Raw genomic sequence first — 23,049 nt, 5'->3', positions numbered from 1 at the left:
CATGTTGATGCCCCGTCGCGTCAAGCACCGCAAGCAGCACCACCCGAAGCGTCGGGGTGCTGCGAAGGGTGGCACGTCGCTCGCGTTCGGTGACTTCGGTATCCAGGCCATCGAGGGTCACTACGTGACCAACCGCCAGATCGAGTCCGCTCGTATCGCGATGACCCGTCACATCAAGCGCGGTGGCAAGGTGTGGATCAACATCTACCCCGACCGCCCGCTGACCAAGAAGCCGGCTGAGACCCGCATGGGTTCCGGTAAGGGCTCGCCCGAGTGGTGGGTCGCCAACGTCAAGCCCGGCCGTGTCATGTTCGAGCTCTCCGGTGTCTCGGAGGAAGTTGCTCGTGAGGCGATGCGCCGCGCGATCCACAAGCTGCCCATGAAGTGCCGCTTCATCACCCGAGAGGCCGGTGAGTTCTGATGGCCAGCGTCATCCGCGCCCACGAGCTCGACGAGCTCAACGACGTCGACCTCGAGGCCAAGCTCCGCGAGGCCAAGGAGGAGCTGTTCAACCTCCGCTTCCAGGCGGCCACCGGCCAGCTGGAGAGCCACGGTCGGCTCCGCACGGTCAAGAAGGACATCGCCCGGATCTACACCGTGGTGCGTGAGCGCGAGCTCGGCATCCGGACCGCCCCGGGTTCTGAGGAGGAGAACTGATGAGTGAGTCCACCGAGACCCCTCAGCGCAACGCCCGCAAGACCCGTGAGGGCCTCGTGGTCAGCGACAAGATGGACAAGACCGTCGTCGTGTCCGTCGAGGACCGCGTGAAGCACGCCCTGTACGGCAAGGTCCTTCGCCGCAACACGCGGCTCAAGGCGCACGACGAGCAGAACCAGTGCGGCGTCGGCGACCGTGTCCTCATCATGGAGACCCGCCCGCTCTCGGCCACCAAGCGCTGGCGCGTGGTGGAGATCCTCGAGCGCGCGAAGTAAATCCGTTCGGCCAGGCTCGGGCGCCGTTTGAGCGTCCGAGAACCGGCACGACAACCAGGAGAAATCGATGATTCAGCAGGAGTCGCGACTCAAGGTCGCCGACAACACCGGTGCGAAGGAGATCCTTTGCATCCGCGTGCTTGGCGGGTCCGGTCGTCGCTACGCCGGGATCGGCGACGTCATCGTCGCCACCGTCAAGGACGCCATTCCCGGCGGCAACGTGAAGAAGGGTGACGTCGTCAAGGCGGTCATCGTGCGCACCGTCAAGGAGCGGCGCCGTCCCGACGGCTCGTACATCCGCTTCGACGAGAACGCCGCGGTGATCCTCAAGGGCGACGGCGAGCCCCGTGGCACGCGCATCTTCGGCCCCGTGGGCCGTGAGCTGCGCGAGAAGAAGTTCATGAAGATCATCTCGCTCGCGCCGGAGGTGCTGTGATGGCTAAGAAGGCAGAGCAGAGCCGCAAGAAGCCCAACCTTCACGTCAAGAAGGGCGACACCGTCAAGGTGATCGCGGGCAAGGACAAGGGCGCCGAGGGCAAGATCATCAAGGTCATCCGCGAGGAGAACCGAGTGGTCGTCGAGGGTGTCAACCGGGTCAAGAAGCACACCAAGGTCGTCGACCAGGGTGGCACCACCGGCGGCATCATCACCACCGAGGCCCCGATCCACGTCTCCAACGTGATGCTGGTCGAGGACGGCACCGTGACCCGCGTCGGTCACAAGCGGGTCGAGGTCACCAAGCGCCGTCCCGACGGCTCGGAGTACTCCTCGACGCGCAGCGTCCGCATCTCCCGCAAGACCGGGAAGGAAATCTGATGACCGAGAGCACCGTCGACGTGGCCGAGAAGGTCACCCCCCGGCTCAAGACCAAGTACCGCGAGGAGATCCTCCCGGCGCTGAAGTCCGAGTTCGAGATCGCCAACGTCATGCAGGTCCCCGGCCTGACCAAGATCGTGGTCAACATGGGTGTGGGCGAGGCTGCTCGCGACTCCAAGCTGATCGAGGGCGCCATCAAGGACCTCACCGCGATCACCGGCCAGAAGCCGGCCGTGACGAAGGCCCGCAAGTCCATCGCTCAGTTCAAGCTGCGTGAGGGCATGCCGATCGGCACGCACGTCACGCTGCGCGGCGACCGGATGTGGGAGTTCCTGGACCGGCTGCTGTCGCTGGCGCTGCCGCGCATCCGCGACTTCCGTGGGCTCTCGCCCAAGCAGTTCGACGGCCGGGGCAACTACACGTTCGGCCTCACCGAGCAGGTCATGTTCCACGAGATCGACCAGGACAAGGTCGACCGCCAGCGGGGCATGGACATCACCATCGTGACCACCGCGACCAACGACGAGCAGGGGCGCGCGCTGCTGAAGCAGCTCGGCTTCCCGTTCAAGGAGAACTGACATGGCGAAGACCGCTCTGAAGGTGAAGGCCGCTCGCAAGCCCAAGTTCGCGGTGCGCGGCTACACCCGCTGCCAGCGGTGCGGGCGTCCGAAGGCGGTCTACCGCAAGTTCGGCCTGTGCCGGATCTGCCTGCGGGAGATGGCCCACCGCGGCGAGCTGCCCGGCGTCACCAAGTCCTCTTGGTGAGCTGACCACATCACACAAGTTGCAGGTCCGCCGCCGCTGAGCGTGCGGAAACCACAGCAGAAGGAAACACATCATGACGATGACTGACCCGATCGCAGACATGCTCACGCGTCTGCGCAACGCCAACCAGGCGTACCACGACGCGGTGACCATGCCGTACAGCAAGCTGAAGGAGGGCGTCGCCGCCATCCTGAAGCAGGAGGGTTACATCACCTCCTACGAGGTCGCCGACAACGAGAACGGCGTCGGCAAGCTGCTGACGATCACGCTGAAGTACGGCCGCAACCGGGAGCGCTCGATCGCCGGCGTGCGCCGCATCAGCAAGCCCGGCCTGCGGGTGTACGCCAAGCACACCGGGCTGCCCAAGGTGCTCGGCGGCCTCGGCGTCGCGATCATCTCGACGAGCCAGGGCCTCCTGACGGACCGTCAGGCCAACCAGAAGGGCGTGGGTGGGGAAGTCCTCGCCTACGTCTGGTGACCAGGGAAAGAGAGGAGAGAAACTAATGTCGCGAATCGGCAAGCTCCCCGTCCCGGTCCCCGCCGGCGTGGACGTCCAGATCGACGGATCCACCGTCACGGTGAAGGGCCCCAAGGGCACCCTGAGCCACACGGTCATCGACCCGATCACCGTCAAGAAGGGGGAGGGCGTCCTGGACGTCATCCGCCCCGACGACGAGCGCCAGTCCCGGGCCTACCACGGACTGTCCCGCACGCTCATCAACAACATGGTCATCGGTGTCACCGACGGCTACGAGAAGAAGCTCGAGATCGTGGGCGTGGGTTACCGCGTCCTGTCGAAGGGCCCGACCCAGCTGGAGTTCCAGCTCGGCTACTCGCACCCGATCATCATCGACGCTCCCGAGGGGATCACCTTCGAGGTGGAGGGTCCGACGAAGCTCGGCGTGAAGGGCATCGACAAGCAGTTGGTCGGCGAGGTCGCCGCCAACATCCGCAAGCTTCGCAAGCCCGAGCCCTACAAGGGCAAGGGTGTTCGTTACTCCGGCGAGCACGTCCGCCGCAAGGTCGGAAAGGCTGGTAAGTGACCATGGCGATCACCCTCAAGCACCAGCGGAACCTGTCCGCTCGCGCGTCCTCGCGCCTGCGCCGTCAGATCCGCGGCCGCAAGAAGATCTCCGGAACCGCCGAGCGTCCCCGCCTGGTGGTCACCCGGTCGTCCAAGCACATCACCGCCCAGGTCGTCGACGACCTGGTCGGCAAGACCCTGGCCTCTGCCTCGACCCTCGAGGGCGACCTGCGCGCCTTCGACGGCGACAAGAGCGCCAAGGCCAAGAAGGTCGGCGAGCTTGTCGCCGCCCGCGCCAAGCAGGCCGGCGTGGAGTCGGTCGTCTTCGACCGGTCCGGCAACAAGTACCACGGTCGCATCGCGGCCCTTGCGGACGGCGCCCGCGAGGGCGGCCTGACCTTCTGAGACGCGAACAGGACTGAGGAGAAATCATGAGCGGAGCCCAGCGCGGACAGCGTTCCGGCGGCGACCGTGGCGGCCGTGGCGGTCGTGACGGCGGCCGTGGCGGCGCCGACAAGAGCCAGTACGTCGAGCGGGTCGTGGCCATCAACCGCGTCGCCAAGGTCGTGAAGGGTGGTCGTCGCTTCAGCTTCACCGCCCTCGTGATCGTGGGCGACGGCGACGGCCTGGTCGGTGTCGGCTACGGCAAGGCCAAGGAAGTTCCCGCGGCGATCGCCAAGGGTGTCGAGGAGGCGAAGAAGAACTTCTTCCGCGTCCCCCGCATCCAGGGCACGATCCCGCACCCGGTGCAGGGCGAGAAGGCCGCTGGTGTGGTCTTCCTTCGTCCGGCCGCCCCCGGTACCGGTGTCATCGCCGGTGGACCGGTGCGCGCCGTCCTGGAGTGCGCCGGCATCCACGACGTCCTCAGCAAGTCGCTGGGCTCGTCGAACCAGATCAACATCGTGCACGCGACCGTGACGGCGCTGAAGATGCTGGAGCAGCCCGAGGCTGTCGCCGCGCGTCGTGGGCTGCCCGTCGAGGACGTCGCTCCGGCGGCGCTCCTCAAGGCGCAGGCCGCGGGCGAGGCCGCTGCGGCCGCGTCCAAGACCCCCGAGGTGGTGGCCTGATGGCACAGCTGAAGGTGAAGCAGACCAAGTCGAAGATCGGCGCCAAGGCCAACCAGCGCGAGACCCTGCGCAGCCTGGGCCTCAAGCGGATCGGCGACGTCGTGATCAAGGAGGACCGTCCCGAGATCCGGGGCATGGTCCAGACCGTCCGCCACATGGTGACGGTCGAGGTCGTCGGAGGCGAGTGACAATGACGCTCAAGTTGCACCACCTGCGCCCGGCGCCGGGTGCCAAGACCGCCAAGACCCGCGTGGGTCGCGGTGAGGGCTCCAAGGGCAAGACCTCGGGCCGCGGTACCAAGGGAACCAAGGCCCGGTACCAGGTCCCGGTCGCGTTCGAGGGTGGCCAGATGCCGCTCCACATGCGGCTGCCGAAGCTTCGCGGCTTCCGCAACCCCTTCAAGGTGACCTTCCAGGTCGTCAACCTCGACAAGATCAGCGCGCTGTTCCCCGAGGGTGGCGACGTCACCCCCGAGACGCTCGTCGCCAAGGGTGCGGTCCGCAAGGGCCACCCGGTGAAGGTGCTCGGTCAGGGTGAGCTGACGGTCAAGGTCGCGGTCAGCGCGGAGGCCTTCTCGGCCTCGGCCAAGGAGAAGATCGAGAGCGCCGGCGGGACCGTCACGGTCCTGTGATGACGCTGCAAAGGGCGCGTCGGACCTAGGCAACCTGCCTAGGGCTCGTCGCGCCCTTTGCTTGTCCCCGCACCCCGCCGGGAGGCGAGGGCCTGCTGTTAGGCTTCCCGCTGGCCATGAGGCCAGGGAGTAGAAAGAGGACCTGAGTGCTCACCGCGTTCGTGAACGCCTTCCGGACCCCGGACCTGCGGCGCAAGCTGCTGTTCGTGCTGTTGATCGTCGTGATCTTCCGGGCCGGTTCGCAGATCCCCGCCCCTGGCGTGCATGTCTCCAACGTCGAGAAGTGCATCGATGTGGTGCAGGACGGCAGCAACGCCGGTCTCTACAGCCTCGTCAACCTCTTCTCCGGTGGGGCGCTGCTCCAGCTGACGATCTTCGCGCTGGGCATCATGCCGTACATCACCGCGAGCATCATCCTGCAGCTGCTGGTGGTCGTGATCCCGCGGCTGGAGGCCCTCAAGAAGGAGGGCCAGGCCGGTCAGACGAAGATCACGCAGTACACCCGCTACCTGACGCTCGGCCTCGCGGTGCTGCAGGCGACCGGCATCGTCGCGCTCGCGCGCACCGGCGCCCTGCTGCAGGGCTGCGACCTCGACCTGTTGCACAGCAACGACACCACGACCTTCCTGGTCATGGTGATCACGATGACCGCGGGCACCGCGGTGATCATGTGGCTCGGCGAGCTCATCACCGAGCGCGGTGTCGGCAACGGCATGTCGATCCTGATCTTCTGCCAGGTCGTGGCGACCTTCCCGGCCGCGCTGTGGCAGGTGAAGATCAGCCAGGGTTGGTGGACCTTCAGCATCGTGATCGCGATCGGACTCGTGCTGGTCGCCGCGGTCATCTTCATCGAGCAGGCGCAGCGCCGGATCCCGGTGCAGTACGCGCGCCGCATGGTCGGGCGCAAGATGTTCGGCGGCAGCTCGACGTACATCCCGCTCAAGGTCAACCAGGCCGGCATCATCCCGGTCATCTTCGCCTCGTCGCTGCTCTACCTGCCGGCGATGGCGGTCCAGTTCAACGCCGATGACCCGAACCGGATCATCCGCTGGGTCAACGAGTACCTCGTCGACCAGGGCCACCCGGTGCACATGGCCGTGTACTTCGGCCTCATCATCTTCTTCACCTACTTCTACGTGTCGATCACCTTCAACCCGCAAGAGGTGTCCGACAACATGAAGAAGTACGGCGGCTTCATCCCCGGGATCCGGGCGGGCAAGCCGACGCAGGACTACCTGTCGTACGTCCTTTCCCGGATCACTCTGCCGGGCGCTCTCTACCTCGGCCTGATCTCGCTCGTACCGCTGATCGCGTTCGTGCTGATCGACGCCAGCCAGAACTTCCCGTTCGGTGGCACCTCCATCCTGATCATGGTGGGTGTCGCGCTCGACACGGTGAAGCAGATCGAGAGCCAGCTCCAGCAGCGCAACTACGAAGGATTCCTGCGTTGAGGTTTTTGATCATGGGCCCGCCGGGAGCCGGCAAGGGCACCCAGGCCACCGCCGTCGCCGAGCACTTCGGTGTCCCGGCCATCTCCACCGGCGACATCTTCCGCGCCAACGTCGCCCAGGGCACCCCCCTCGGCGTCGAGGCCAAGCGGTACATGGACGCCGGCGAGTACGTGCCGGACTCGGTCACCAACAACATGGTGCGCGACCGCATCGCCGCCGGTGACGCGACGGACGGCTTCCTGCTCGACGGCTACCCGCGCACGCTGGCGCAGGTCGCCGAGCTCGACGGCATGCTGAACGACGCCGGGCACGAGCTCGACGCCGTGCTGGTGCTGACCGTCGACCGGGAGGCGATCGTCGAGCGTCTGCTCAAGCGCGCCGAGGTCGAGGGCCGTGCGGACGACACCGAGGATGTCATCCGGCGCCGCCTGGAGGTCTACGCCGAGGAGACCGAGCCCCTGGTCTCGGTGTACGACGAGCGCGGCCTGGTCGTGGCGGTCGACGGCATGGGCGAGATCGACGAGGTCCAGGGGCGGATCTTCGCCGCCCTCGACGCCCGCACCGAGGACTGATCCGGAACCGGTGTTCTTCGACCAGCGGATCGAGATCAAGACCCCCGAGCAGGTTCGCGCCATGCGGGCCGCGGGACTCGTGGTCGGCCGGACGCTGGAGCTGCTCCGCGACGCCGTGCGCCCCGGGGTGAGCACCGCCGAGCTCGACGCGCTCGCCGCGCAGAGCATCCGCGACGCCGGGGCGCTGCCGTCGTTCCTGGGCTACGGCGAGCCGCCGTTCCCGGCGACGATCTGCACCTCCGTCAACGACGCGGTGGTGCACGGCATCCCCGGAGGCCGGGTGCTCGCCGAGGGCGACGTCGTCTCGATCGACTGCGGCGCCATCGTCGACGGCTGGCACGGCGACGCTGCGATCACGGTGGCGGTCGGCGAGGTCCGTGACGACGTGCGCGAGCTGATGCGGGTCACCGAGGAGGCGCTGTGGCGCGGGCTCGCCGCTGCCCGCGTCGGCGGCCGCGTCGGCGACATCTCCGCCGCCGTCGAGACCTACGTGGTCGGCCAGGGCGCCTACGGCATCGTGGACGGCTACACCGGTCACGGCATCGGCACCTCGATGCACATGGACCCGGACGTGCCCAACCGTGGCCGCGCCGGTCGCGGACCACGGCTCAAGCAGGGGATCGCGCTGGCCGTGGAGCCGATGATCTCCCTCGGCTCCTGCGACAGCGTGCTCGCCGAGGACGACTGGACCGTGCTCACCGACGACGGCTCCTGGGCCGCGCACTTCGAGCACACCTTCGCGCTCACCGAGCGCGGGGTGTGGGTGCTCACCGCCGAGGACGGCGGCCGCGCCCGCCTCGAGGCCCTCGGCGCGCCGTACGGCGGCGAGGACTAGCGCCACGGCGGTGCCGGTCGGGGTGCCAGGACGGCCCCGGCTTGTCGCGGCGCAGGCGGCGTGTGACGCTGCGAAGAAGGATTGTCGAAGCCAGGAGAGTGCAGTGACCGACCGCCCCCCGAGCGCCTCCCTCGACGGCGTGCCGGCGGAGATCACCCCGGCCGCGCTCGCCGCGCGGCCCCTGCTGTTCGCCTCCGGCGAGGAGGCGTTCGTCGCCGAGCGGGTGCTGCGGACCTGGCAGACCCCGGACGGGGCGGACGCCGAGTGGGGCGACGCCGTCGTCGCTGCGCTCGGGCCCGGCGAGCGAGCACTGTGCGCGCTGTCGTTCGCTGCGGGCGCCCCGGGCCTGGCGCACCAGGTCACCGGCTCAGAGCACGCGCTGCGCCCGCCCGCCGACGCCGTCGAGGTGCCGCGTGACTACCAGGTCACCGAGTTCCCCACCGCGGAGCAGTACGCGGAGATGGTGCGGGCGGCGTTGGACAAGATCGCCGACGGTTCGCTGTACAAGGTGGTGCTCGGCCGGTGCCTCGACGTCCTCAGCACGCCGCCCCTGGTGCCGGGCGAGATCATCGACCGCCTGCTGCGCACCCGCCCCGGCCGCTACGTGTTCAGCGTCCCGCTGGTGCCGGCGAGCGACGGTGTCCTGCCCTCCGACGGGCCCATCCTGGTCGGGGCGAGCCCGGAGCTCCTCGTACGGCGTGAGGGCCGCACGATCACCTGCACGCCGCTGGCCGGGTCGGTGCCGCGCGTGGCGGACCCCGCTGAGGACCGGCGCCGCGGGGAAGGGTTGCGCACGTCCGCGAAGGACCTCGCGGAGCACGCCTTCGTGGTCGAGGCGATCGTGCACGCGCTCAAGGGCGTGTGCGAGGAGATCGAGTACCCGGCCAGCCCGGAGCTCATGTCCACCGACACCATCTGGCACCTGGCGACCCCGATCCGGGCCCGGCTGACGCCGGGCTCGCCAGGCCCGAGCGCGCTGCGGCTCGCCCAGCTGCTGCATCCCACGCCCGCCGTCGGCGGGGTGCCCACGGCGGCAGCCAACGCCGTCATCGCCGACCTCGAGGGCGACCTGCGCGACTGGTTCGCCGGCTGTGTCGGCTGGGTCGACGCGGACGGGGACGGTGAGTTCGCGGTGACCATCCGGGCGGCCGTCATCGACGGGGCCAGGCTGCGGCTCTTCGCCGGCGCGGGCATCGTCGCGGGCTCGGAGCCCGAGGCGGAGGTCCGTGAGACCGGCGCCAAGCTCGCGACCATGGCGCGGGTCACCGGCCTGCCCTGATCGGCCTGCCCTGATCGGACCTACAGGATGCCTCGCGGCGGTTTCGGACGGCTGATCCGGTCCAGAACGGGCACCGTCGGGGCGTGTCACGACGCGGGGCGGTTCCGGCGCTCCTTTCGTTGCGTGTGATGATGGTCCACGCTTCGAGGGGAGTACTCCTTCGCCGCGGGATCGTCATCACGACCGGACCTCGTCCGGTCCGGTCCCGTGGGTCGTCTGCCGCCTGCGGCACGCGGCGGAAGAGACCTCGGTCCTGCTGTCGACCGCCTGATCCTTCTGGAAGAGGACTGCATCCATGGACGTGACCACCCTCGAGTGGGCCATCACGATCGCTGCCACCGTCGGAGTCCTGCTCTTCGACGTCGTCGTGATCGCACGCAACCCGCACGAGCCGACCATGAAGGAGTGCGCGATCGCGCTCACCTTCTACGTCGGTGCCGCCCTCGCCTTCGGAGTCTTCGTGTGGCTCCACCACGGCCACCAGTACGGCATCGACTTCTACACAGGCTGGTTGACGGAGTACTCGCTGTCGATCGACAACCTGTTCGTCTTCATCATCTTGATGGCGGCGCTGAAGGTGCCCCGCAAGTACCAGCAGGAGGCGCTGCTGGTCGGCATCGTGCTGGCGCTGATCTTCCGCGGGATCTTCATCGCGCTCGGCTACGCCCTGATCGAGAACTTCAGCTGGGTCTTCTACTTCTTCGGCGCCTTCCTCGTCTACACGGCGGTGAAGCTGGTGAAGTCGTACGGGGAAGACGAGGAGGAGCACCCCGAGGACAACGCGATCGTCGCGTTCGCCCGCAAGCACCTCAACGTCGGCGAGTCCTACCACGGCCTCAAGCTCTGGTACCGCGAGAACGGCGTCCGCTTCGTCTCGCCGATCGTGATCGTCATCATCGCCCTCGGCGTCACCGACATCCTGTTCGCGCTGGACTCGATCCCGGCGATCTTCGGCATCACCCAGGAGCCGTACCTGGTCTTCACGGCGAACGTGTTCGCCCTGATGGGGCTGCGCCAGCTCTACTTCCTGCTCGGCGGGCTGCTCAAGAAGCTGGTCTACCTCTCGCTCGGCCTGGCCTTCATCCTCGCGTTCATCGGGGTGAAGCTGGTTCTGCACGCGCTGCACGTCAACGAGCTGCCCTTCATCAACGGCGGCGAGCACGTCAAGGCGGCGCCGGAGATCTCCTCGCTGTTCAGCCTGGGCGTCATCCTCGTCACCCTGGTCGTCACCGCGGTGGCGAGCCTGTGGGCCTCGAACCGGGCCGGCGGCCCACCCGCCCAGGAGGCCGCGGTCACCGAGACCGACCCCGGGGTCACCGCCGTCGCGCCGGCCGACGCCGACGCCGACGATGCGGACGCCGCCACGGACGGTGGCGAGGGATCCGAGCGCAGCGGCCACCCGCGGAACTAGTCCCCGCCGGGGGTGGTGCGATCCACTAGGGTCGTCCCGGCAGATTGCTCCCGAGACGACACGAGGACTGGTGTGGACCGAGTTCAGGTGCAGTGGTCCGGTTCGACCCGGACCTTCGACGGCCCGCGGGTGGTCATCGGGCGTGAGCTCGACTGCGACGTACCGGTCACCGACGCCCGCGCGTCGCGCCACCACGCCTTCCTCGAGAGGGAGCACGGCGCCTGGGTGGTGATCGACGCCAGCAGCAACGGCACCTTCGTCGCCGGGCAGCGGATCACCCGGGTCCCGCTGGGGGGCGCGCCGGTCAGCCTGAACCTGGGCGGTCCGGCGGGGGAGTCGGTGGTGGTGAGCCTGGTGCCCGTTGCCCACGGACGTCCCGCCCTTGCCCCGCAGCCGGCCCAGCCCGTCCCGCCGGCCGCCGCAGCCGGGTCGCCGCAGCCCCCGGCGCCCCAGGCGACGCCGGCGCCCCAGGTACCCCAGGCACCCCCGGCGCCGGAGCAGAGCGGCGAGTTCTGGCGCAACCTGCCGCCGCCGCAGCTCCCGGCCAGCGGGGCACCGGTGGACGCCTGGCGACCGGTCGGGGTCCTGCCGCCGGGCCAGCTGCCGCACGGCCACTCCGTCGTGCTGCCCCAGCACCTGCTCTCGGGGCGACCGCTCACGATCGGGCGGGAGGCGACCAACGACATCGTCCTCGACGACCCGCTGGTCAGCCGGCAGCACGCCCGCCTCGACCCGCCGACCGCCACCACCGCGGCGGTGCTGCATGACCTCGGCTCGTTCAACGGCACCTTCGTCAACGGCCACCGGGTCGTCGGCGCCGTGCAGCTCGTCGTGGGCACCGAGGTCATCTTCGGCAACCAGACCTTCCGCTGGGACGGCCAGCAGCTTGTCGCCTCGGCCACCGCGCACGAGTTCACGCTCTACGCCGACGGCCTGACCCAGGTCGTGGCGGGCGGCAAGCGGCTGATCGAGAACATCTCCTTCAAGCTCGAGCCGCGCAGCCTGACCGCGGTGATCGGTCCCTCGGGCGCCGGCAAGTCGACGTTGCTCGGCGCGCTCACCGGCCTGAAGCCGGCCAGCCACGGCCGGGTGATCTGGCAGGGCCACGACCTCTACCAGCACTACGACCAGCTCCGGTTCCAGATCGGGCTGGTGCCGCAGCAGGACATCCTGCACCCGCAGCTGAAGGTGCGTCAGGGCCTGAAGTACGCCGCCCAGCTCCGGCTGCCGCCCGACACCGGCGCCGCCGAGCGTGACGGCCGGGTCGACCAGGTCGCCCGCCAGCTGCAGCTGGTGGAGCGGATGGACAACCGGATCGGCACCCAGCTCTCCGGCGGACAGCGCAAGCGGGTCTCGATCGCCACCGAGCTGCTCACCGCCCCGCCGCTGCTCTTCCTCGACGAGCCGACGTCCGGCCTCGACCCGGGCCTGGACCTGGAGGTGATGAAGCAGCTGCGGACCCTGGCCGACGACGGCCGGGTGGTGATGGTGGTGACCCACTCCGTGCTCGCGCTCGACGTGTGCGACAACGTCCTGGTGCTGGCGCCGGGCGGCAAGATCGCCTACTTCGGTCCGCCCTCGGACGTGCTGGCCCACTTCGGCCGGTCGAGCTACCCCGAGGTCTTCGACCTGCTGGACGAGCCCGACCTGTGGCGCCGCATCCCGGCGCCGCAGCACACCGTCGACACCTCCTCGGTGCCGGCGCAGTCGCACGCCTCGCAGGTGCCCGCACCGCCGCGGCAGTCCGCGACGCGCCAGCTCTCCACGCTGGTGCAGCGCAACCTGGCGGTGGTCCTCGCCGACCGGCTGCTGCTCGGGATGCTGGTGATGCTGCCGTTGATCCTGGGCGGGCTGAGCCGGCTGGTGCCCGGCAGCGACGGCCTGTCCGTGGCCGACGCGCTCGCCTCCGGCGAGGGGGCAGCGGAGCCGCAGCAGCGGCTCACGGTGCTCATCGTCGCCGCCTGCCTGATGGGCACCGCCCTGGCCGTCCGCGAGCTGGTGGGGGAGCGGCCCATCTTCCAGCGGGAGTACGCCGTCGGGCTCTCACCCGGCCTCTACTTCCTCAGCAAGGTGCTGGTGCTGGGCGCCGCCGCGTTCGTGCAGGGCCTGGTGGTCACCTTCCTGGCCACCGTCGGACTGCCCGGCGCCGACGGTGAGCTCGGCACGCTCCGGGTCGCGATCGCGATCGCCGCCCTGTCGTTCACCATGGTGGTGCTCGGACTGGCGCTCTCCGCGCTGGTCACCAGCACCGAGCAGACCATGCCGGCCCTGGTCGGGGTGGTCATGGTGCAGCTGGTGCTGTCCGGCGCGCTGTTCCAGATCGCCGGACGGGTGGTGCTCGAGCAGATCGCCTGGCTCTCGCCCTCGCGGTGGAGCTACGCCGCGTCGGCCTCGGCGATGGACCTCGGCCAGGTGACCAAGGGCACCGACGACGAGGACTGGATCGCGCTCGCCGGTGCCGGGCACTACCTGATGGACCTGATGGTCCTCGCCCTGCTGTGCCTCTTCACGCTGGGCCTCGGGCTCTTCCTCACCCGGCGCAGCGCGACCGGCGACGCCTGACCCGACGCCGCGCCCCGGCGCTGCGCACGCAGCCCGGGAATGCGGCGCGCCGGCGCGGCATTGAGTCAGTCGATGACTTCCGCCGCCCTGCCTCGTCTGTCCGTGCTCGACCTCGTCCCGGTCCGCAGCGACCAGGCCACTGCCGACGCCGTGGCCGCGTCCCTGTCCCTGGCCCGGACCGCCGACCGGCTCGGCTACCACCGCTACTGGATCGCCGAGCACCACAACATGCCGGCGGTGGCGGCCACGAACCCGCCGCTGCTCATCGGCCTCATCGCCTCGGCCACCGAGCGGATCCGGGTCGGATCCGGCGGCGTGATGCTGCCCAACCACGCCCCGCTGGTCGTCGCCGAGCAGTTCGCGCTGCTCGAGGCCGCGTTCCCGGGACGCATCGACCTCGGCATCGGTCGCGCGCCGGGCAGCGACCCGGTCACCAGCTGGGCGCTGCGCCACGGCGGGGGAGGCGTCAGCGAGGACGCGGTCAACCACTTCCCCGAGTACGTCGACAACGTGCTCGCCATGATGGAGCCCTCCGGCGTCGGCATCGCCCTGCGCGGCGGCCAGCACGTCCTCAAGGCGACCCCGGTGGCTCGGTCGGTGCCGCAGCTGTGGCTGCTCGGATCCTCCGACTACTCGGCCCGCCTCGCCGCCACCAAGGGGCTGCCCTACGTCTTCGCGCACCACTTCTCCGGCTCCCGCTCCGGCACCGAGCAGGCGCTCGCTCTCTACCGCAGCACCTTCCAGCCCTCGCCCGAGCTCGCCGAGCCGCGCACCTTCCTCACCGTCAACGCCTCCGTCGCGGAGACCGCCGAGGAGGCCGAGCGCCAGGCCCTGCCGCAGCTGCTGATGATGCTGACCCTGCGCACCGGCGCCCCGCTCACCGCCCAGCACACCGTCGAGGAGGCGGAGAAGATCGCCGCCGACCTGCCTCCGGCCCACCGGGACCTGGTCGACGCCATGCGCGGGCGCTGGGTGATCGGGGCCCCGGACGACGCCCGGCGCCGCCTCGCCGAGCTCGCCGCGACATACGGCGTCGACGAGGTCATGGTCAACCCGGTCGGTGGCGCCCACGAGGGCGCCGACCCGCGCACCGCGCCCGGTCGGGTGCAGACGCTGAGCCTGCTCGCCGGCTGAGCGCTGGCCCTCAGGCCCAACTGCCGGCCCAGCCGCCGGCCCAGCCGCCGGTCCCGTCGCCGGCCCACCCACCGGAGCTGGGCGAGACGTCGTGGATTGGGTTCTGGCCGCCCGGCGCTTATAGACTGGCGTGTCGGTCCAACGTGGGTGCGTGTGTGGTGCACGGCCTCGCGAGGTCCACTCGCTCGAACCGCTGCTTGCAGCGGTGCGGAGAGAGGTTCCCGGACCGGCGGTAGATGAATCCCCGTACCCGAGCAGATTGTGAGACATGGCAAAGAAGGAAGGCGTCATCGAGATGGAGGGCTCCGTCGTGGAGGCCCTTCCCAACGCCATGTTCCGCGTGGAGCTGAGCAACGGCCACAAGGTCCTTGCCCACATCAGCGGAAAGATGCGTCAGCACTACATCCGGATCCTCCCCGAGGACCGCGTGGTGGTGGAGCTCTCGCCGTATGACCTCTCCCGGGGACGGATCGTCTACCGATACAAGTGACGCCCACCGGCATCACTTCCCGCCACTAGCAAGGAAGGGCTGACATGAAGGTCAACCCGAGCGTGAAGCCGATCTGTGACAAGTGCAAGGTGATCCGTCGCCACGGCCGAGTCATGGTCATCTGCGAGAACCCTCGCCACAAGCAGCGCCAGGGCTGATCGCCCTGCGCCGTGACCGGCGTCTGCCCTCCGGGGCCACAACTGAACACCTCATCAACGTGATCGCTTAGGTCCCGCCGCTCGGCAACGAGCTGGGGCCGAATCACCTCCGGAGCGGATGGCCGGAGCTGGGCACGAGTCCCGGACGCGTCACGACCACACCACCGTGCACATCAAGGAGACGCCTTTCATGGCACGCCTCGTCGGAGTCGACCTCCCGCGCGACAAGCGCATCGAGATCGCACTCACCTACATCTACGGCATCGGCCGTACCCGCGCCCAGCAGCTGCTGGAGGCCACCGGGGTCAACCCGAACCTCCGCGTCCACGAGCTGGGCGACGAGGAGCTGGTCAAGCTCCGCGACGAGATCGAAGCGAACTTCAAGATCGAGGGTGACCTCCGTCGCGAGGTCCAGGCCGACATCCGTCGCAAGATCGAGATCGGCAGCTACCAGGGTCGCCGCCACCGCATGGGCCTTCCGGTCCGCGGTCAGCGCACCAAGACCAACGCTCGCACCCGCAAGGGCCCGAAGCGCACGGTTGCCGGCAAGAAGAAGGCCAAGTGACCGATCTCGACAGGCTCGCTCGCCGAGCCGTCGGGTCGCACTGATCCTTCACCACTGACCAGCTTTCTCAAGGAGATAACGAATGCCTCCCAAGGCTCGCGCGGGCGCCAAGAAGGTGCGCCGCAAGGAGAAGAAGAACGTCGCTCAGGGCGAAGCCCACATCAAGAGCACGTTCAACAACACGATCGTCACGATCACCGACCCGACCGGTGCGGTGATCTCGTGGGCCTCTGCCGGCACCGTCGGCTTCAAGGGCTCCCGCAAGTCCACCCCGTACGCCGCTCAGATGGCCGCCGAGGCCGCTGGCCGTCGGGCGATGGAGCACGGCATGAAGAAGATCGACGTCTTCGTCAAGGGCCCGGGCTCGGGCCGCGAGACGGCGATCCGCTCGCTGGGTGCGATCGGCCTCGAGGTCGGCACCATCCAGGACGTGACCCCCGCCCCGCACAACGGCTGCCGCCCGCCGAAGCGCCGGCGCGTCTGATTTCGGACTTGAAGGAGAACTGACATGGCCCGTTACACCGGACCCCTGACCAAGAAGTCGCGTCGTCTCGGCGTCGACCTCGTCGGCGGCGACGCCGCCTTCGAGAAGCGCCCCTACCCTCCCGGCCAGCACGGCCGGGCGCGGATCAAGGAGAGCGAGTACCGCAACCAGCTGCAGGAGAAGCAGAAGGCGCGCTACACGTACGGCGTTCTCGAGAAGCAGTTCCACCGCTACTACGTCGAGGCCGCTCGTCGCCAGGGCAAGACCGGCGACAACCTGCTCCAGCTCCTGGAGTGCCGCCTGGACAACGTGGTCTACCGTGCCGGCTTCGCCCGGACCCGGCGCCACGCCCGCCAGCTGGTCAGCCACGGCCACTTCCTGGTCAACGGCAGGAAGGTCGACATCCCGTCCTTCCAGGTGACCCAGTACGACATCATCGACGTGCGCGAGAAGTCGCTCGAGATGACGCCGTTCATCGTCGCCCGTGAGACCCACGGCGAGCGGGTCGTCCCGGCCTGGCTCGAGGCGCTGCCGAACCGGATGCGCATCCTCGTGCACTCGGTCCCCGTGCGTGAGCAGATCGACCTGCCCATCCAGGAGCAGCTGATCGTGGAGTACTACTCCAAGAAGTGATCCAAGCCGGGTGCTGGCCCGTGGCTCCGAGAGGCGTCACGGGCCGGTGTCCGGCCCCTGCAGTACCTCTTCCTTTTCCGCACCACATCTGGGTCCTCATATAGCGGTCGGCCCGGAAAGGAACGAAACCAGTGCTCATCGCACAGCGCCCCACCCTGTCGGAGGAGACCGTCGACCAGTTCCGGTCGCGCTTCGTCATCGAGCCCCTCGAGCCCGGCTTCGGCTACACGCTCGGCAACTCGCTGCGTCGCACCCTCCTGTCCTCCATCCCCGGCGCCGCTGTCACCAGCATCAAGGTCGACGGCGTGCTCCACGAGTTCTCGACGATCGACGGTGTCAAGGAGGACGTCACCGAGATCATCCTGAACCTCAAGGGTCTCGTCGTGTCCTCCGAGCACGACGAGCCGGTCACCATGTACCTGCGCAAGTCGGGTGCCGGCGACGTCACCGGTGCCGACATCGCGCCCCCGGCCGGCGTCGAGGTGCACAACCCCGACCTGAAGATCGCCACCCTGGGCGACAACGGCAAGCTCGAGCTCGAGCTCGTCGTCGAGCGTGGCCGCGGCTACGTCTCCGCCGTGCAGAACAAGGGCGCCGACAACGAGATCGGCCGGATCCCGGTCGACTCGATCTACAGCCCGGTCCTCAAGGTGACCTACAAGGTCGAGGCCACCCGTGTCGAGCAGCGCACCGACTTCGACAAGCTCGTCATCGACGTCGAGACCAAGCCCTCCATCCTGCCCCGCGACGCCATCGCGTCGGCGGGCAAGACGCTGGTCGAGCTCTTCGGCCTGGCCCGTGAGCTCAACGTCGAGGCCGAGGGCATCGACATCGGCCCCTCGCCCGTCGACGAGCAGCTCGCCGCCGACCTCGCCCTCCCGGTCGAGGACCTGCAGCTGACCGTCCGCTCCTACAACTGCCTCAAGCGCGAGGGCATCCACACCGTGGGTGAGCTCCTCAGCCGCTCGGAGCAGGACCTGCTGGACATCCGCAACTTCGGTGCGAAGTCCATCGACGAGGTCAAGGCCAAGCTGCACGAGATGGGTCTGTCGCTCAAGGACAGCGCCCCGGGCTTCGACCCCGCCGTCGCCCTGGCCAACATGGCCGAGGACGAGGACGAGGACGGCTCGTTCGTCGAGGACGAGCAGTTCTGATCCGTCCGCAAGGACATCAACCTTCCGGTACCTGACACGGCCGGACCTAGCACCCGGTACCTGACACGGCCGGGCAGGAAAGAGAGAACGAGATGCCCAAGCCCAAGAAGGGTCCCCGCCACGGCGGGAGCGCCGCCCACCAGCGGCTCATCCTGGCGAACCTGGCCACGGCCCTGTTCGAGCACGGCCGGATCACCACCACCGAGGCCAAGGCCCGCACCCTGCGGCCCTACGCCGAGAAGCTGATCACCAAGGCCCGCAAGGCCCACGCCGGTGAGAACCCGCTGCACCAGCGCCGCGAGGTCCTCAAGGTCATCCGGGACAAGGGTGTCGTGCACACCCTGTTCGCCGACATCGCGCCGGTCTTCGCCGACCGTCCCGGCGGCTACACCCGGATCACCAAGATCGGTCCGCGCCAGGGCGACAACGCGCCCATGGCCGTGATCGAGCTGGTCACCGAGGAGTTCATCCCGTCCGCGCCGAAGGCCGCCCCGGCTGCCTCCGCCCCGGTCGAGGACGCTCCCGCCGCCGAGGTCACCAAGGCCGACGAGGACGCCCCGGCCGAGGTCGAGGCGCCCAACGAGGCCGGCGACACCGAGGTGCTGTCCACCGAGGCGACCGACGTGGAGACCGCCGAGGCGGAGTCCAACGCCGACGAGGCGGACCAGGCCGACAAGGCCTGAGCCCTCTCGCTCAGCGAAGGCCCACCACCCGCACGGGTGGTGGGCCTTCGTCGTACCCGGGGTCCGTGGCCGTGTCTGGTGAGGTCCCTCGTCAAGTCGTGGTCACGCGGCCGCGTCCGTAGACTGGCCGCCATGACGACCATCGACCTGGGCACCCCGCGACTGCTCGAGGAGGGCGAGCGGGAGGTGCTGCTCGCCGACCCGCGTGGCTACTGTGCCGGAGTGGACCGGGCGGTGGTCACCGTGGAGCAGGCCCTCGACCTGTATGGCGCCCCGGTCTACGTCCGCAAGCAGATCGTGCACAACAAGCACGTGGTGAGCGACCTCGAGGCCCGCGGCGCGATCTTCGTCGAGGAGCTCGACGAGGTGCCGACCGGTGCGACCGTGGTGTTCTCCGCCCACGGCGTCTCCCCGGCCGTGCACCACGAGGCCGCCGAACGCAGCCTCAAGACGATCGACGCGACCTGCCCGCTGGTCACCAAGGTGCACCGCGAGGCGGTCCGGTTCGCCGCCGACGGCTACACGATCCTGCTGATCGGGCACGCCGGCCACGAGGAGGTCGAGGGCACCGCGGGCGAGGCGCCGCAGCAGACCGTCCTGGTCGAGCACCCCGACGACGTCGACGCCCTCGAGTTCCCCGTCGACGCCAAGCTGGCCTGGCTCTCGCAGACCACGCTCAGCGTCGACGAGACGATGGAGACCGTCCGGCGGCTGCGGGCCAAGTTCCCGCAGCTCGAGGACCCGCCCAGCGACGACATCTGCTACGCCACCCAGAACCGCCAGGTGGCGGTCAAGGAGATCGGCGCCGGCGCCGACCTGGTGATCGTGGTCGGCTCGGCGAACTCGTCGAACTCGGTGCGCCTGGTCGAGGTCGCCCTCGAGGCCGGCGCGAAGGCGTCGTACCGCATCGACGACGTCTCGGAGATGGACGAGTCCTGGCTGGACGGCGTGAGCAACGTCAGCGTGACCTCGGGCGCCTCGGTGCCCGACCACCTGGTGCAGCAGGTGCTCGGCTACCTCGCTGAGCGCGGCTACCCCGACGCGCGCGCCGTGCAGACCGCGGAGGAGACCCTGGCGTTCTCGCTGCCCAAGGAGCTCTACCGCGACCTGAAGGCCGCCGGCCGGGTCTGAGGGACCTCGGCGATGGCCCGCTACCTCGACGTCCACCCGGACAACCCGCAGCCGCGGATGCTGCAGCAGATCGTCGACGCGCTGCACGACGACGCGCTGATCGCCTACCCCACGGACTCCGGCTACGCCCTGGGCTGCCGGGTCGGCAACCGCGACGGCCGCGACCGGATCCTGCGCATCCGCGGGCTCGACGATCGACACCACTTCACGCTGGTGTGCCGCGACTTCAGCCAGCTGGGCCAGCTCGTGCACGTCGACAACGCCGCGTTCCGCGCGATCCGGGCGGCCACGCCGGGCCCCTACACGTTCATCCTGCCCGGCACCCCGGAGGTTCCCCGCCGGTTGCTGCACCCCAAGAAGCGCACGGTGGGCGTGCGGATCCCCGACCACATCGTGGTGCAGGCGATTCTGGACAAGCTCGGCGAGCCGCTGCTGTCCAGCTCGCTGATCCTGCCCGGCGAGGACGAGCCGCGCACCATGGGCTGGGAGATCAAGGAGGACCTCGACCACGACGTCGACATCGTCGTCGAGGCGGGGGAGACCCCCGCCGAGCCGACCACGGTCGTCGACTGGTCCGAGGGCTACCCCGAGGTCATTCGTCGTGGGGCGGGAGACCCGGACCGCTTCGACTGAGCCCGTCCTGGCTGGGCCCGCTCTGCCTGAGCGCCACCTGGCGCAGCACCTGGCGTCGTACGGCGAGCAGGGCCAGGCAGGCCGCGTAGCCGAGTCCCAGCGCGATGCCGTGCCCGGCCATGCCGGACACCGTCGCCTGCACCACCCCGTCGTCGGGGCGCGCGACCGCGCCCGGCTGGCTGATCGCCAGCAGCAGCACCACGCCGAGCATCGCCAGGGGAGGCAGCGCGGCGACGTCGAAGAAGTCGTGGGGCCGCACCCGCAGCGCCGCGCCCACGCAGACCGTGACGAAGACCAGGTCGAAGAACAGTCCGAGGCCCTCGGAGAGCAGCAGGTCGAGGACCGTCGCGGTGAGCAGCACTGCGACGGCCAGGCTCACCACCTCCCTCGAGGGGCGGCTGCCCTGCTCCCAGAGCGTGGGGGGTTGCTCGTGCAGCGCGCTGCTCACGGATGCACGCTAGGCCGAGCGGCCCGCGGAGGCCGGGCGGCGCGCCGTACGGCTCCGGCTCAGTCGGCGAGGTCGACCACGACGGGTGCGTGGTCGGAGGGGGCCCCGGGGAAGACGGACGGGTCGCGCTCGTCGCGGTCGATGAACGCCCCGGTGACCCGGGCGGCCAGGGTGGGGGAGCCGAGCACGAAGTCGATCTTCAGGCCGCGGTCGCGCTCGAACCGCTGCCGGTAGTAGTCGAAGTAGGTGTAGCCCGGCGCGTGGGCGCGGGTGACCTCGGCCCAGCCGTCGTCCAGGAACGCCTGGAACGCCGCGCGCTCCGGGGGCGTCACGTGGGTGGAATTGCGGAACTGCTTGACGTCGAAGACGTCGTCGTCGGTGGGGCAGATGTTCCAGTCGCCGACCAGCGCGGTGGGCACGGTGTCGTCGGCCAGCCAGGCGCCGGCGGCCTCGCGCAGCCGCGCCAACCACTCGAGCTTGTAGACGTAGTGCGGGTCCTCGGGCTTGCGGCCGTTGGGCACGTAGAGGCTCCACACCCGCACGCCGCCGCAGATCGCGCCCAGGGCGCGCGCCTCGGGGGCGAGCGGCTCACCGAAGCCCGGCTGATCGGGGAAGCCGACGGTGACGTCGCTCAGGCCGACCCGGCTGAACAGCGCGACGCCGTTCCACTGGTTCAGGCCGTGGGCGGCGACCTCGTAGCCACGGGCCTGCAGGCCCATCAGCGGGAGCTGGTCCTCGCGGGCCTTGGTCTCCTGCACGGCAAGCACGTCGACGTCGTGCCGCTCGAGGAAGGCCTCGACCCGGTCGATCCGTGAGCGCAGGGAGTTGACGTTCCAGGTCGCGATCCGCACGGGGCACGAGGCTAGTGCGTGGGCCGCGGTCGACTCACATTCGTGCAGCCGGTGATCCGTGCGCCGGATCGAGCGGATCCCCGTCCGTTGATTCGGGTCGCCTCGTCGTACGCCCATAGACTCACCGCTCGTGGCACTCACCATCGGCATCGTCGGTCTCCCCAACGCAGGCAAGTCGACGCTCTTCAACGCGTTGACCAAGAACGACGTCCTCGCGGCGAACTACCCGTTCGCCACCATCGAGCCCAACGTGGGCGTGGTGGGGGTGCCGGACGCCCGCCTGGCCAAGCTCGCCGAGATCTTCGGCTCCGAGCGGATCCTCCCGGCCACCGTGGAGTTCGTGGACATCGCCGGCATCGTGCGCGGCGCCTCGCAGGGCGAGGGCCTGGGCAACAAGTTCCTCGCCCACATCCGTGAGTCCGCCGCGATCTGCCAGGTCACCCGCGTCTTCCGCGACGAGGACGTCACCCACGTCGACGGCGAGGTCAACCCCGGCAACGACATCTCGACGATCCAGACCGAGCTGATCCTCGCCGACCTGGAGACGGTCGAGAAGGCGGTCGTGCGGCTCGAGAAGGAGTCGCGCAAGAACAAGGAGCTCCTCGCCAACCTGGAGGCCGTCAGGGCGGCCAAGGAGGCGCTCGAGGCCGGTACGCCGATCATCGCCACCGCGATCGACCGGGCCCTGCTGCGCGAGCTCTCGCTGCTCACCGCCAAGCCGTTCATCTACGTCTTCAACTGCGACTCCGAGGAGCTGCACGACGAGGACCTCAAGGCGAAGATGCGCGAGCTGGTCGCGCCCGCCGAGGCGATCTTCCTCGACGCCAAGTTCGAGTCCGAGCTGATCGAGCTCGACGACGAGGAGGCCGCCGAGTTCCTCGCCGAGGCCGGCGTCACCGAGCCCGGCCTCGAGGTGCTGGCCCGGGTCGGCTTCGACACCCTCGGCCTGCAGACCTACCTGACCGCCGGCCCCAAGGAGACCCGCGCCTGGACGATCCCCAAGGGCGCCACCGCGCCCGAGGCCGCCGGCGTGATCCACACCGACTTCCAGAAGGGCTTCATCAAGGCCGAGATCGTCTCCTTCGACGACCTCGTCGCAGCGGGCACCATGGGCAAGGCCAAGGAGGCCGGCAAGGTCCGCATGGAGGGCAAGGACTACGTCATGGCCGACGGCGACGTCGTGGAGTTCCGCTTCAACGTGTAAAGCCGTGCGCTTGACCCCGGCCGCCCACGATCGGCGTCGGTTAGTTGAGGCGATCATCCGTTGCATCCGGAGTCGTGCGCCGCAGGGCGGGAGCACGTGAATGCGCGGGATCCGTTGGCTGACTCCGCCGACTGCG

Annotated in this window: 32 protein-coding genes; 30 read left to right on the top strand and 2 right to left on the bottom strand. The window is 69.4% G+C overall.

The features are described 5' to 3' along the window. Position 1: 1 nt before the first annotated feature. The 29 genes from rplP (at position 2) to KG111_RS14065 (ending at position 20,410) form a co-directional block, all read left to right on the top strand. Positions 2-421: a 50S ribosomal protein L16 gene (gene rplP, locus KG111_RS14205; protein WP_205290941.1), complete on the top strand. Its 420-nt coding sequence runs from the start codon at positions 2-4 to the stop codon at positions 419-421. Further along, positions 421-657: a 50S ribosomal protein L29 gene (gene rpmC, locus KG111_RS14200; RefSeq protein WP_205290940.1), complete on the top strand. Its 237-nt coding sequence runs from the start codon at positions 421-423 to the stop codon at positions 655-657. Before rplP ends, rpmC begins: the two co-directional genes overlap by 1 nt. Further along, positions 657-932, top strand: coding sequence for a 30S ribosomal protein S17 (gene rpsQ, locus KG111_RS14195; RefSeq protein ID WP_205290939.1), 276 nt, complete (start codon positions 657-659; stop codon positions 930-932). Before rpmC ends, rpsQ begins: the two co-directional genes overlap by 1 nt. 67 nt (positions 933-999) lie before the next feature. Further along, positions 1,000-1,368 (top strand): 50S ribosomal protein L14, encoded by a 369-nt coding sequence (gene rplN, locus KG111_RS14190; protein ID WP_205290938.1) that lies wholly within the window; start codon positions 1,000-1,002, stop codon positions 1,366-1,368. Then, positions 1,368-1,748 carry a 50S ribosomal protein L24 gene (gene rplX / locus KG111_RS14185; protein WP_205290937.1) on the top strand — a complete coding sequence of 127 codons (381 nt, stop codon included), beginning with the start codon at positions 1,368-1,370 and terminating at the stop codon, positions 1,746-1,748. The genes rplN and rplX overlap by 1 nt, the downstream gene beginning before the upstream one ends. Continuing rightward, the gene (gene rplE, locus KG111_RS14180) at positions 1,748-2,326 is read left to right on the top strand and encodes a 50S ribosomal protein L5 (RefSeq protein ID WP_205290936.1); all 579 of its coding nucleotides are present in this window, start codon (positions 1,748-1,750) and stop codon (positions 2,324-2,326) included. Before rplX ends, rplE begins: the two co-directional genes overlap by 1 nt. Position 2,327: 1 nt before the next feature. Continuing rightward, positions 2,328-2,513: a type Z 30S ribosomal protein S14 gene (locus KG111_RS14175; RefSeq protein WP_011757321.1), complete on the top strand. Its 186-nt coding sequence runs from the start codon at positions 2,328-2,330 to the stop codon at positions 2,511-2,513. 73 nt (positions 2,514-2,586) lie between these two features. After that, entirely contained in the window at positions 2,587-2,991 is a 405-nt protein-coding gene (gene rpsH / locus KG111_RS14170) for a 30S ribosomal protein S8 (RefSeq protein ID WP_205290935.1), read from the top strand. Positions 2,992-3,016: 25 nt separating this feature from the next. Next, positions 3,017-3,556 carry a 50S ribosomal protein L6 gene (rplF, locus tag KG111_RS14165; RefSeq protein ID WP_205290934.1) on the top strand — a complete coding sequence of 180 codons (540 nt, stop codon included), beginning with the start codon at positions 3,017-3,019 and terminating at the stop codon, positions 3,554-3,556. Positions 3,557-3,558: 2 nt separating this feature from the next. Beyond that, on the top strand, positions 3,559-3,942 hold the full coding sequence (rplR, locus tag KG111_RS14160; protein ID WP_205290933.1) for a 50S ribosomal protein L18: 384 nt from the start codon (positions 3,559-3,561) through the stop codon (positions 3,940-3,942). A gap of 26 nt (positions 3,943-3,968) precedes the next feature. Then, positions 3,969-4,604: a 30S ribosomal protein S5 gene (gene rpsE, locus KG111_RS14155; RefSeq protein ID WP_205290932.1), complete on the top strand. Its 636-nt coding sequence runs from the start codon at positions 3,969-3,971 to the stop codon at positions 4,602-4,604. Then, a complete protein-coding gene (gene rpmD / locus KG111_RS14150; protein WP_205290931.1) occupies positions 4,604-4,792 on the top strand; it encodes a 50S ribosomal protein L30 in 189 nt (62 codons plus the stop codon). Before rpsE ends, rpmD begins: the two co-directional genes overlap by 1 nt. A 2-nt stretch (positions 4,793-4,794) precedes the next feature. Next, positions 4,795-5,235, top strand: coding sequence for a 50S ribosomal protein L15 (gene rplO, locus KG111_RS14145; protein ID WP_205290930.1), 441 nt, complete (start codon positions 4,795-4,797; stop codon positions 5,233-5,235). A gap of 146 nt (positions 5,236-5,381) precedes the next feature. Next, the gene (secY, locus tag KG111_RS14140; protein WP_205290929.1) at positions 5,382-6,686 is read left to right on the top strand and encodes a preprotein translocase subunit SecY; all 1,305 of its coding nucleotides are present in this window, start codon (positions 5,382-5,384) and stop codon (positions 6,684-6,686) included. Then, positions 6,683-7,258 (top strand): adenylate kinase, encoded by a 576-nt coding sequence (locus KG111_RS14135; RefSeq protein WP_205290928.1) that lies wholly within the window; start codon positions 6,683-6,685, stop codon positions 7,256-7,258. The genes secY and KG111_RS14135 overlap by 4 nt, the downstream gene beginning before the upstream one ends. A gap of 10 nt (positions 7,259-7,268) precedes the next feature. Then, positions 7,269-8,093: a type I methionyl aminopeptidase gene (gene map, locus KG111_RS14130; RefSeq protein WP_205290927.1), complete on the top strand. Its 825-nt coding sequence runs from the start codon at positions 7,269-7,271 to the stop codon at positions 8,091-8,093. A gap of 103 nt (positions 8,094-8,196) precedes the next feature. Beyond that, positions 8,197-9,372 carry an isochorismate synthase gene (locus KG111_RS14125; RefSeq protein WP_205290926.1) on the top strand — a complete coding sequence of 392 codons (1,176 nt, stop codon included), beginning with the start codon at positions 8,197-8,199 and terminating at the stop codon, positions 9,370-9,372. A 295-nt stretch (positions 9,373-9,667) separates the two neighbouring features. Beyond that, complete coding sequence (locus KG111_RS14120) at positions 9,668-10,783, top strand: TerC family protein (protein ID WP_205290925.1); 1,116 nt, start codon at positions 9,668-9,670, stop codon at positions 10,781-10,783. A 72-nt stretch (positions 10,784-10,855) separates the two neighbouring features. Beyond that, positions 10,856-13,345 (top strand): FHA domain-containing protein, encoded by a 2,490-nt coding sequence (locus KG111_RS14115; RefSeq protein ID WP_205290924.1) that lies wholly within the window; start codon positions 10,856-10,858, stop codon positions 13,343-13,345. A 72-nt stretch (positions 13,346-13,417) separates the two neighbouring features. Then, a complete protein-coding gene (locus KG111_RS14110) occupies positions 13,418-14,479 on the top strand; it encodes an LLM class flavin-dependent oxidoreductase (protein WP_205290923.1) in 1,062 nt (353 codons plus the stop codon). Between the two features lie 268 nt (positions 14,480-14,747). Further along, positions 14,748-14,969 carry a translation initiation factor IF-1 gene (infA, locus tag KG111_RS14105; protein WP_028656368.1) on the top strand — a complete coding sequence of 74 codons (222 nt, stop codon included), beginning with the start codon at positions 14,748-14,750 and terminating at the stop codon, positions 14,967-14,969. A 44-nt stretch (positions 14,970-15,013) separates the two neighbouring features. Then, positions 15,014-15,127, top strand: a complete 114-nt coding sequence (rpmJ, locus tag KG111_RS14100; RefSeq protein WP_004008316.1) for a 50S ribosomal protein L36 — start codon at positions 15,014-15,016, stop codon at positions 15,125-15,127. 190 nt (positions 15,128-15,317) lie between these two features. Then, positions 15,318-15,692: a 30S ribosomal protein S13 gene (gene rpsM / locus KG111_RS14095; protein ID WP_205290922.1), complete on the top strand. Its 375-nt coding sequence runs from the start codon at positions 15,318-15,320 to the stop codon at positions 15,690-15,692. Between the two features lie 82 nt (positions 15,693-15,774). Further along, positions 15,775-16,176 (top strand): 30S ribosomal protein S11, encoded by a 402-nt coding sequence (gene rpsK, locus KG111_RS14090; RefSeq protein WP_038681087.1) that lies wholly within the window; start codon positions 15,775-15,777, stop codon positions 16,174-16,176. A gap of 24 nt (positions 16,177-16,200) precedes the next feature. Continuing rightward, entirely contained in the window at positions 16,201-16,809 is a 609-nt protein-coding gene (rpsD, locus tag KG111_RS14085; RefSeq protein WP_205290921.1) for a 30S ribosomal protein S4, read from the top strand. Between the two features lie 131 nt (positions 16,810-16,940). Beyond that, a complete protein-coding gene (locus KG111_RS14080) occupies positions 16,941-17,963 on the top strand; it encodes a DNA-directed RNA polymerase subunit alpha (protein WP_205290920.1) in 1,023 nt (340 codons plus the stop codon). 92 nt (positions 17,964-18,055) lie between these two features. Further along, the gene (gene rplQ, locus KG111_RS14075) at positions 18,056-18,646 is read left to right on the top strand and encodes a 50S ribosomal protein L17 (protein ID WP_205290919.1); all 591 of its coding nucleotides are present in this window, start codon (positions 18,056-18,058) and stop codon (positions 18,644-18,646) included. 132 nt (positions 18,647-18,778) lie between these two features. Continuing rightward, positions 18,779-19,777, top strand: a complete 999-nt coding sequence (locus KG111_RS14070) for a 4-hydroxy-3-methylbut-2-enyl diphosphate reductase (RefSeq protein ID WP_205290918.1) — start codon at positions 18,779-18,781, stop codon at positions 19,775-19,777. A 12-nt stretch (positions 19,778-19,789) separates the two neighbouring features. After that, on the top strand, positions 19,790-20,410 hold the full coding sequence (locus KG111_RS14065; protein ID WP_205290917.1) for an L-threonylcarbamoyladenylate synthase: 621 nt from the start codon (positions 19,790-19,792) through the stop codon (positions 20,408-20,410). Here the strand turns inward: KG111_RS14065 and KG111_RS14060 are convergent. Further along, complete coding sequence (locus KG111_RS14060; RefSeq protein WP_205290916.1) at positions 20,370-20,858, bottom strand: DUF6542 domain-containing protein; 489 nt, start codon at positions 20,856-20,858, stop codon at positions 20,370-20,372. The two genes, KG111_RS14065 and KG111_RS14060, sit on opposite strands and share 41 nt — an antisense overlap. Before the next feature lie 59 nt (positions 20,859-20,917). Further along, complete coding sequence (locus KG111_RS14055; RefSeq protein WP_205290915.1) at positions 20,918-21,709, bottom strand: exodeoxyribonuclease III; 792 nt, start codon at positions 21,707-21,709, stop codon at positions 20,918-20,920. Positions 21,710-21,839: 130 nt separating this feature from the next. Between KG111_RS14055 and ychF the strand changes: the two genes are divergently transcribed. Next, entirely contained in the window at positions 21,840-22,913 is a 1,074-nt protein-coding gene (gene ychF, locus KG111_RS14050) for a redox-regulated ATPase YchF (RefSeq protein ID WP_205290914.1), read from the top strand. The last annotated feature ends 136 nt before the right edge of the window (positions 22,914-23,049 follow it).

This window comes from Nocardioides faecalis (genome assembly GCF_018388425.1).
GTDB lineage: Bacteria > Actinomycetota > Actinomycetes > Propionibacteriales > Nocardioidaceae > Nocardioides > Nocardioides faecalis.
This window is presented reverse-complemented; position numbering and strand designations above follow the sequence as displayed.